The following is a 9423-nucleotide window of genomic DNA, read 5'->3' as shown; positions in this document are numbered from 1 at the left end:
CGCCATGAGGGACAGCCTGACCGTACGGTCGGGGTTGTCCACGTTGAGGTCCACCAGGGCGATGGACTGCCAGGTACCCAGGGTGAGCCGACCGGCCAGCACCGGAACGGTCAGGGACGGCGGGATGAGCGCGGGCAGCACATGGGACCGACCGTGACCCCGCGAACCATGGGCGTGGCGCCAGCGATCGTCGGCGGGCAGCAGCTCGGCCAGGGCCGCGAGCAGGTCGGCGTCGCTACCGGACCCCAGCTCCAGGATGGCGAGGCCGGCCGTGGCGTGCGGCACGAACACGGACAACAGGCCGTCACCGGAATCGGCGACGAAGCGCGCCGCACTCGCCGTGAGATCCACCACACACTCACGATGGCCGGTGTGCACGGTCACCGTGGTGGTCTTCATCCGGGTGTCCATCACGGTGATTGTGCCGCAGAAAGTGCCGTGAGCGCGGCATCGACGCGGACGACATGTCAACAACGCCACGCCCATCGCCCGATTCACTACTCAAAAGTAACCGAGACGTACGTGACGACGTCCCGACGACGGAGCACGATGGAACCAAGGCGTGTGCCCGAGCGGTGGCCGGCCGCCCCCGCATCCGGGGCGCCGCCGGCCTGGACGAGGTCAGACCACGAGGCATGACACATGGGCCGCCGCCCACGTGGGGAGGATCTTCCCGCGTGGTCCGACGGCCCCGGAAGCTTGAGGAGCAGGAGAAGGCGTGGCGCAGGACACGAACCGGAGTTTCTCGATCATCACCGATGGTCTGCCGAGCCAGCTGCCCGACATCGACCCCGCGGAGACCGGCGAGTGGCTGGAGTCCCTCGACGCGGTCATCGAGGAGTCCGGCCGCGGCCGGGCCCGGTTCCTCATGCTGAAGCTGCTCGAGCGAGCCCGGGAGAAGGCGGTCGGCGTTCCCGGCCTGACCAGTACGGATTACATCAACACCATTCCCCCGGAGCGGGAGCCCTGGTTCCCCGGGGACGAGCACATCGAACGCCGCATCCGGGCCTACATCCGGTGGAACGCGGCCATCATGGTCAGCCGGGCGAACCGCCCGGAGTTCAACGTCGGTGGTCACATCGCCACCTACGCCTCGAGTGCCAGTCTCTACGAAGTGGGATTCAACCACTTCTTCCGGGGCAAGGACCATCTGTCGCACTCCCCCGGCAGCGACTCCGGCGACCAGATCTTCATTCAGGGTCACGCTTCGCCGGGTATCTACGCGCGGGCCTTTCTGGAGGGCCGGCTCACCGAGCGCCAGCTGGACGCGTTCCGACGCGAGAGCGAGTCGGGCGGCCTGTCGTCCTACCCGCATCCGCGCCTCATGCCGGACTTCTGGGAGTTCCCCACGGTCTCGATGGGGCTCGGCCCGATCGACGCCATCTACCAGGCACGCTTCAACCGTTACCTGCTCAACCGCCAGATCAAGGACACCTCCGGTAGCCGGGTGTGGGCGTTCCTGGGCGACGGCGAGATGGACGAACCGGAGTCGATCGGCGCCCTTGGCGTCGCGGCCCGCGAGGAGCTCGACAACCTCATCTTCGTGGTGAACTGCAACCTGCAGCGCCTCGACGGTCCGGTCCGCGGCAACGGCAAGATCATGCAGGAGCTGGAGTCGCTGTTCCGCGGCGCCGGCTGGAACGTGATCAAGGTTGTCTGGGGTCGCGACTGGGACCCGCTGCTGGCCAAGGACACCGACGGTGTCCTTGTCAACCGGATGAACACCACCCCGGACGGGCAGTTCCAGACGTACTCGACCTCGTCCGGCGACTACATCCGTGAGCACTTCTTCGGCTCGGACGCGCGGCTGCGCCGGATGGTCGGTGACCTTTCCGACGACGAGCTGCGCAAGCTCTCCCGCGGTGGCCACGACTACCGCAAGCTGTACGCGGCGTACAAGGCGGCCACCGAGCACACCGGCCAGCCCACCGTCATCCTGGCGCACACCATCAAGGGCTGGACGCTGGGCAAGGACTTCGAGGCCCGCAACGCCACCCACCAGATGAAGAAGCTGACCAAGACGGAGCTCAAGGAGTTCCGCGACCGGCTCTACCTGGAGATCCCGGACTCGGCGCTGACCGGCGACCTGCCGCCCTACTACCACCCGGGGCAGGATTCCGAGGAGATCCAGTACATGCGGGAGCGTCGGGCCGGCCTCGGCGGTTCGATGCCCAAGCGGGTCGTGCGGGCCAAGCCGCTCCCCCAGCCGCCCGCGAAGATCTTCGACGAGCTGCGCCGGGGTTCGGGCAAGCAGCCGGTGGCCACGACGATGGCGTTCGTCCGGTTGCTCAAGGACCTCATGAAGACCAAGGACCTCGGGCCGCGCTTCGTCCCCGTCATCCCGGACGAGGCCCGCACCTTCGGTATGGACGCGATGTTCCCGACGGCGAAGATCTACTCGCCGCACGGGCAGCGGTACGAGGCCGTCGACCGCGAACTGCTGCTGTCCTACCAGGAGTCCGAGTCCGGGCAGATGCTGCACGAGGGCATCAGCGAGGCCGGCAGCATGGGCTCGGTCATGGCGGCCGCGACGTCCTACTCGACCCACGCGCAGTTCATGATCCCCGTCTACGTCTTCTACTCGATGTTCGGGTTCCAGCGCACCGGTGACCAGATGTGGGCTCTGGGTGACCAGCTCGGCCGGGGCTTCCTGCTCGGCGCCACCGCCGGGCGCACCACGCTCAACGGCGAGGGGCTCCAGCACCAGGACGGCCACTCGCTGCTGCTGGCCAGCACCAACCCGGCCTGCATCTCCTACGACCCGGCGTTCGCGTTCGAGGTGTCGCACATCGTGCGCGACGCCCTCGACCGGATGTACGGCGAGCGCGACGAGAACGTCTTCTACTACCTGACCGTCTACAACGAGCCGGTGCCGCAGCCGGCCGAGCCCGAGGGTCTCGACCCGGCCCAGATCCTCGCCGGCCTGTACCTGTTCCGTCGGGCCACCGCGCTGACCGGCGGCGGACCCAACGGCGGCTCCGACGGCGGCACCGCGCCGCGGGCGCAGCTGCTGGCCAGCGGCACGTCCATCCACTGGGCACTGGCCGCGCAGGAGCTGCTCGCCGGCGACTACGGTGTCGCCGCCGACGTCTGGTCGGCGACGTCCTGGAACGAGCTGCGGCGCGAGGCGCTCGAGCGTGAGCAGGACAACCTGCTCAACCCCGAGGCCGACGGCCCCGCTCCGTACATCACCCGTGTCCTGGACGGCGCCCCCGGCCCGGTCGTCGCCGTCTCCGACTGGATGCGTGCCGTCCCCGACCAGATCTCCCGCTGGGTACCGCAGCCCTTCACCTCGCTGGGCACGGACGGCTACGGCCGTTCCGACACCCGGGCCGCCCTGCGCCGCCACTTCAAGGTCGACGCCGAGTCCATCGTCGTCGCCACCCTCGAATCCCTGGTGCGGGCCGGCGAGGTCAAGGCCAGCACGGTCGAGGACGCGATCCGCCGCTTCGGCCTGCGCGACACCCCCGACGCCTGACCGACCCCGGTCGCACGCATCGTCTCGGGCCCGCATCGGCAGCCGTCATGGCTTCCGGTGCGGGCCCGAGACGTGTCGGCGTCCGTCCCCACCGCCCGTCCGGCGGATCTTTACGACTTCGAAAGTGGCGAGGTGAGGCCCACGGGGGCCGCGGGCACGATCCGGCTACCCGATGTGCCGGGCGTGGCGGCCACGAACGCGGGAACGGCCTCGGCCGGGACGTCTCGGAACCCACTCGCCGGTGCGCGGCCACCGGCGGCGGCCGCCCGTGGGCGCCCCGGGGCCGCACACCGGAACCCCGCTGGGCCTCCCGGGTGGACTACGGAACCCGCCAGGGCGACGCGGCCACCCGGACGTCGACCACCGGGCGCCGGCGGGGAGCCGCGGGGGAGCCCGTTCGGACCGGCACGGTCGGGGGGAGGCGCCCACGCGGGCGGCGCGACGGGCCGGGTGAGGGTGAACCAGGGAAAAATTTCTCCGCCAGCGGTCCGGTACGCCGCGCACCGGACGGGCGAGACGGCTCGGCATCCGGCCGGGCACAGCGGGTGGCGCAGGTGAGGCGGGGTGCGGGCGGGCCAACGCACACCGGCACCATCGTCGCAGTCAGTGACGAACGCCGCATGGCGCTGCGCGGGCGAGGCGGCGCGGGCCAGCTGCGCAGGGCGGCCCGTCCAACGCGGAGCTACCCCCAGACCAGCACTGTCATGCCCCACCGAATGGCACGACGAGTTCCACATCGGGTCGCCAATCATTAGTCTCACGAGCGTGGCATCCGGAGATCGGCGATGTGGAGTAGGCAGCCACGGACCGGCTGTGTGTGGCACTCCCCTCATCAGCCACCACACGCCGCTACGGTGTCCGAGAACAACGGTGCGTGGTCTTCGCGACATCGCGGGCCACGTGGAGATCCGGTCCGGCCGGCTGATCAACGCCGGCCCCCGGTTCACCGGCACAGCGCGCAAGGATGTGGACGACGGCTGCCCGGTGCACGCCGTGACGGTCGAGGAGGACCACGCCGTGACGGTCGAGGAGGACAAGTTGAACGGGGTCCCGACAGCCGCCTGGTGGGCGGCATGATCTTGCGGGCGCGTCGGATCGAACGGCTGGAGGAGCATCCCAACCTGCGGGGCATCCTCGGCATCCTCGCCCAGCTTGTGCACACCAGCGATACCGAACTGGGCGCGCTGGCCGGTGCCTGGCGCAACTCCGGTTATCTGGCCGCGGCGCGGGACAAGGCGCTGTCACCGGATTCGCCGCTGATCGTCGAGGTGCTCGCCGCCTTCGACGCACTCAGCGCGATCTACGCCGATGACCTGGCCGGCGCCCAGTACGTGACGGTCGAGCCGTCGGTGGCGGCCACCGCGCTGCGGGCGATGCGCGACGCGGTCGCCGCCTCCTACTCGCGGCCGATCCTGGGCCGGGCCGAGTACGCGGCGCTGATGCGGCCATGGCGGACGGTCTACCCGCGGGCTCGTTCACACGAGCCTGACCTCGGCCCCGCCGCGGCGGACGTCAAACGGGTCCTGGCGGCCCTGCCGGTGCTCGCCGGTCGCTGCCATAACCCGGACAGCCTCGAGGTCTACGACGGCCTGCTGGTCAGCGCGCTCACCCGGGATGACACCGCTCACCAGCAGGCCATGGACGCGGCGTTCGCCAGCGCCGTGGTCACCGGCCGGCGCCGGGTCTGGACGTTGGTGCGCCGCAGCGCCGCCGAGGGATTCTGGCGGCTGTGCCCGGACTGCCGTGGGCGACGGGCCGGCCTCGACTCCGGTGAGGATCACCGGGTGATGGAGCTGTGCGCGGATCTCGCCTGCGCCCTGCTCGTCGAGGACCTCCTCGACACCGACCAGTTCACCCAGCTCACCCGGCCACTGCACACTCTCGTCCCGCTGCAGCACCGCGGTAGCTGACCGGGCGGGATCACCGGACCGGCGGGCCGGCGGGCCGGCGGGGCGTGGCGGAAAGGTCGTCAGGCCTCGCCGGCCCGGCGGGGGCGATAGACGATCAGACGGGCCGAGCTGGGGGCGATCACGATCCGGTCGACGCCCTCGGTCACCTCGCCGTCGCAGGCGAAGGGCAGCGGGCTGGCCTCACTGGACGCGATCAGCACCCGTTCGACGGTGCGCTGCTCGTAGACCCGGCTGCGGCCGAGCCGACCGGTGAGCACCGCGCCGATCAGGCGGGCCCGGGCCAGCGGCGCCGCGGCGTCGACGACCCGCAGGTCGAGTCTGCTCTCGTCGAGGCGGCTGCGGTAGGTCGGCGCGAAGCCGTCGGGATGGTAGACGCCGTTGCCGACGAAGATCAGCCAGACCCGCCGTCGCTCGCCGTCGATCTCGACCTCGAACGGGGTCTCATGGCGCAGCACCCAGCTCAACGCGATGATCATCGATGGCCATTTGCCGAGCCGACGTTCATACCGTTCGCGCAGGGCGACCATGTCGGGATAGCCGCCGAGGCTCGCCGTGTTGACGAAGATGCGGGAGATCCGGTCGAACTTCGCCGAGATGCCATCCGCGTACCCAAGATCGACGGCGACCGCCGAGCCCGTCCGGATGGCCTGCACCGTGTCACCCGCGCCGTTGAGACCGAGGTCGGCGGCGAAGTGGTTGAGCGTGCCGGCCGGGAAGACGGCCAGGGGGCTGCCCTGGGCGACCGCGAGCTGCGCGGCCGAGTTGATGCTGCCGTCGCCGCCGGCGATCCCGAGTACTCGACACGACGCCGCCGCCTTCGCCAGCGCGTCGCCCATGTCCTCGGTCGGGCCGACCTCGACGACGCGGGCCCGCGGCAGATCCGCGCGCAACACCGCCACCAGGTCGTCGTGATGCCCCTGGCCCGAACGGGAGTTGACGACCACGGTGAGACCTTCACCGTCGGGCAGGGCCGGTGCCCACGCCGACGCCGGACTCGCCCGGGCCGGAGCCCAGGGTCGGCGTGGCATCACCTTGGTCGTCAGCAGCCCCGCACCGACACCCAGCGCCACACCGGCCAGCACGTCCCCGGGGTAGTGCACACCGACGTACACCCGGGAGAACGCGACCGCCGCGGCGAGCGCGGCCACCGGCACCGCGGCGGCCGGGGCGTCCAGGGCGACACCGGTGGCGAACGCGGCCGCCGACGCCGCATGCCCGGACGGAAAGGAGAACGTGGACATGTCGCGGGAGAGCCGACGCAGCGGCGGGATGCCGTGGGTCGGCGGCCGGTCGCGGCGGAACACGAACTTGGCCGGGCCGTTCGCGATCACACTGGCCACACCGAGGCCGAGCAGACCCCGGGCCGCCGCCGGCCGGCGCCGCCCCTTGGTCGTGCCCAGCGCGGCGGCCACACCCCACCAGAGCAGGCCGTGGTCGGCCGCGTGGGACAGCTTGGGCAACAGCGGGTCGATCAGTGGCCGCCCGCCGGCCAGCGCGGTGAACAGCGACCGGTCCGCCCGCGAGAACGCCGCGGCAAACGTCTGACCAGCCGCGATGTCACGCCGCATCAGGAGTCGGGCCCGCCGCAGCCCCGGCCCCTCGCCACCCCCCGGCAGTCCCGGCAGTCCTGACCAGTCTGATGGTTCGCGGCGATCCGCCCCGCGTCGGAACACCGTTCCGGCGCGGGCGACCGCTGCCACTGCCCGCGAGTCCTTCGATCTCACCGCCACGACCGCACCGTACCCAGCTGGGCCACCGTCCGATCATCAGGGGCGAACGTCACATGCCCCGGGTCGGTTCAGACGGGCAGAGCGGTGTGACCGGCCCGGCGCGGTGCCGGCGTGAAAGGAAAGGACGCCGCTCGAGGCGGGGTGCGTCGAGGCTCCACCGTGCGGCCGGTCGGCAGGATCTCCCCGGTGTCCTCGAAACGGATCACGCCGTTGCACAGCAGGCACCAGCCCTGGTCCCAGTGCTCGCTGGCGAGCCGGGCCGCGTCGCGGTCGACGTCGTCGGCGGCGGGGCAGGGTGGCGAGTGCGGGCAGTCGCAGGGCGGTGGACCGGCCCCGTGCGGGGTCGGGCCCCCGGCTCTGGCCGAGCCGGCCGAACCGGCGAGCGCGCCCGCGTTGACCGAGGCGACCACGGCGTCGGCCGAGGCGGGCACGGCGGCAACCGAGGGGGCCGCGGCGCCGGTGGAGGTAGAAGAGGGATCCGGGTCGTCGCCAAGCACCTGGGGCGCCTGCGACTCGTCTGAAACACGAACACCTTGCACGAGCACCAGACGTTACGCCTCCTCGTAAGAAGCGTCACACCGAGGCGCACGTGAAGGGCCTGGCGTGTCTGTCCGCTGCCCGGTCCGTGGACGTACCAGTGGGGACTGTCCTCACCAGCCACCCATACTGACCTGCGATGACGCAAGCAGGCCCACATCCGGGCATCCCTGTACAGGTCACGGCGTGTCTGTCTTCCGATACCGGTATCCGAACCTGGTGGGCAGATCGGTAGGTTACGGGGCTGCGGCCCGGCGAACGCTGGCGTCGGCGGCCACAATGACTCGCGTCGGTCCCGCCGTGTTCCGCGGCCCGCCCGCCCATGGAGGGGGTACGCACAATGGAGGGTGCACAGGCTGACGTGCTGGCGCCCGCACGGCCGATCGAGGTGTCGGTGGTGATGCCGTGCCTCAACGAGCAGGGTTCGGTCGGCGTGTGCGTGCGCAAGGCGGTGGCCGGTCTCGCGGCGGCTGGCGCCTCCGGTGAGGTGGTCGTCGTCGACAACGGGTCGACGGACGACTCCGCCGAGGTCGCGCGTGCGGCCGGCGCCCGGGTGGTGCCGGAGTCCCGGCGCGGCTACGGCAACGCCTACCTGGCCGGGTTCGCCGCCGCCCGCGGCCGGCTGATCGTGATGGGCGACTCGGACGACTCCTACGACTTCTCCGATCTGTCCGCGCTGCTCGCCCCGCTGCGCGCCGGTCGCGCCGACTACGTGCTCGGCTCCCGGTTCGCCGGGAGCATCCTGCCCGGGGCGATGCCCTGGCTGCACCGCTATGTCGGCAACCCGGCGCTCACCGGCGTCCTGAACCGCCTGTTCGACGTCCGCTCGTCCGACGCCCATTCGGGGATGCGCGCGTTCAGCCGCGAGGCGTACCTGCGGATGCGGCTGCGCTGCGAGGGGATGGAGCTGGCCAGCGAGCTGGTGATCGCCGCGGGCCGGGCCGAGCTGCGGATCGAAGAGGTCCCGATCACCTACCACCCGCGGGTGGGCGACTCGAAGCTGCACTCGCTGCGCGACGGCTGGCGCCACCTGCGGTTCATGCTGCTGCTCGCCCCGCGCCACCTGTTCGTGCTGCCCGGGCTCGTCCTGCTGGTGCTGGGCCTGCTCGGCCAGGCCGTGCTGCTGCCCGGCGCCCTCGATGTCGGCTTCCACCGGCTGGATCTGCACTTCAGCGTCCTGTTCGCCCTGACGGCGCTGCTGGGTTGGCAGGTGGTGCTGCTCGGTGTCTGCGCGGATGTGCACAACCACACCGCTGGCTGGCCCGAACGGCGCCGCTGGCCGCTGCCGCAGATCCACCGGTCCTTCACCCTGGAGCGTGGCCTGGCACTCGGCGGGCTGCTGTTCGGCTTCGGCTTCGTGGTCGATGTCGTGGTCCTCATCCGCTGGCTCGCGAACGATCTTGGCCCGTTGGACGAGATGCGCCCCGCGCTGCTGGCGATGACGCTGATGGTGCTCGGCGCCCAGACCGCCTTCGGTTCGTTCTTCCTTCGCCTGCTCACAGCCGGACCCAGCGGCGAACACCAGCGCGCCACCGCCCGTCCGACGCCGCCACCGGCGGACCGTCCGCTTGGCGGCGGCTCGTCCGGCGGCCCTTCGGATGGCCCGACGCCGCTGGCCAACGGGACGCCACCGGCCCGGTCGACCTCGTCCGCCGAGGCGTCAGCACTCGGCGGACCTGCCCGGGAGACGGCCCGGTCCGCCCCTGGGACCTTCGGCTTCTGACGCCATTCCACCCACGGAACCCCGGACGGCTCCCCCACCATGGTC

The 9423-nt window shown here is 71.4% G+C and carries 7 protein-coding genes; 4 read left to right on the top strand and 3 right to left on the bottom strand.

What is annotated here, in order from left to right:
- The coding region (locus tag G6R24_RS14935) for a secondary thiamine-phosphate synthase enzyme YjbQ (RefSeq protein WP_163549859.1) at positions 1 to 399 on the bottom strand (399 nt) is incomplete at its 3' end.
- Between the two features lie 319 nt (positions 400 to 718).
- Here G6R24_RS14935 and aceE point away from each other — a divergent pair.
- From aceE to G6R24_RS14920, 3 genes are all read left to right on the top strand, one after another.
- Complete coding sequence (gene aceE / locus G6R24_RS14930; RefSeq protein WP_163549858.1) at positions 719 to 3478, top strand: pyruvate dehydrogenase (acetyl-transferring), homodimeric type; 2760 nt, start codon at positions 719 to 721, stop codon at positions 3476 to 3478.
- An 870-nt stretch (positions 3479 to 4348) separates the two neighbouring features.
- Positions 4349 to 4555: a hypothetical protein gene (locus G6R24_RS14925; RefSeq protein WP_163549857.1), complete on the top strand. Its 207-nt coding sequence runs from the start codon at positions 4349 to 4351 to the stop codon at positions 4553 to 4555.
- A complete protein-coding gene (locus G6R24_RS14920; RefSeq protein WP_163549856.1) occupies positions 4552 to 5388 on the top strand; it encodes a hypothetical protein in 837 nt (278 codons plus the stop codon). Before G6R24_RS14925 ends, G6R24_RS14920 begins: the two co-directional genes overlap by 4 nt.
- A 59-nt stretch (positions 5389 to 5447) precedes the next feature.
- On the opposite strand, the gene G6R24_RS14915 is transcribed toward G6R24_RS14920, so the two are convergent.
- Positions 5448 to 6956: a bifunctional phosphatase PAP2/diacylglycerol kinase family protein gene (locus tag G6R24_RS14915; protein WP_163549855.1), complete on the bottom strand. Its 1509-nt coding sequence runs from the start codon at positions 6954 to 6956 to the stop codon at positions 5448 to 5450.
- Positions 6957 to 7186: 230 nt separating this feature from the next.
- Positions 7187 to 7549 (bottom strand): DUF5999 family protein, encoded by a 363-nt coding sequence (locus G6R24_RS14910; protein ID WP_163549854.1) that lies wholly within the window; start codon positions 7547 to 7549, stop codon positions 7187 to 7189.
- Between the two features lie 446 nt (positions 7550 to 7995).
- Between G6R24_RS14910 and G6R24_RS14905 the strand changes: the two genes are divergently transcribed.
- Positions 7996 to 9378 carry a glycosyltransferase family 2 protein gene (locus G6R24_RS14905; protein WP_225438554.1) on the top strand — a complete coding sequence of 461 codons (1383 nt, stop codon included), beginning with the start codon at positions 7996 to 7998 and terminating at the stop codon, positions 9376 to 9378.
- Positions 9379 to 9423: the final 45 nt, after the last annotated feature.

The organism is Candidatus Frankia nodulisporulans (genome assembly GCF_902806475.1).
Lineage (GTDB): Bacteria > Actinomycetota > Actinomycetes > Frankiales > Frankiaceae > Frankia > Frankia umida.
Note: the sequence above shows the minus strand (reverse complement) of the source record. Positions and strands in the feature narration are given on the sequence as shown.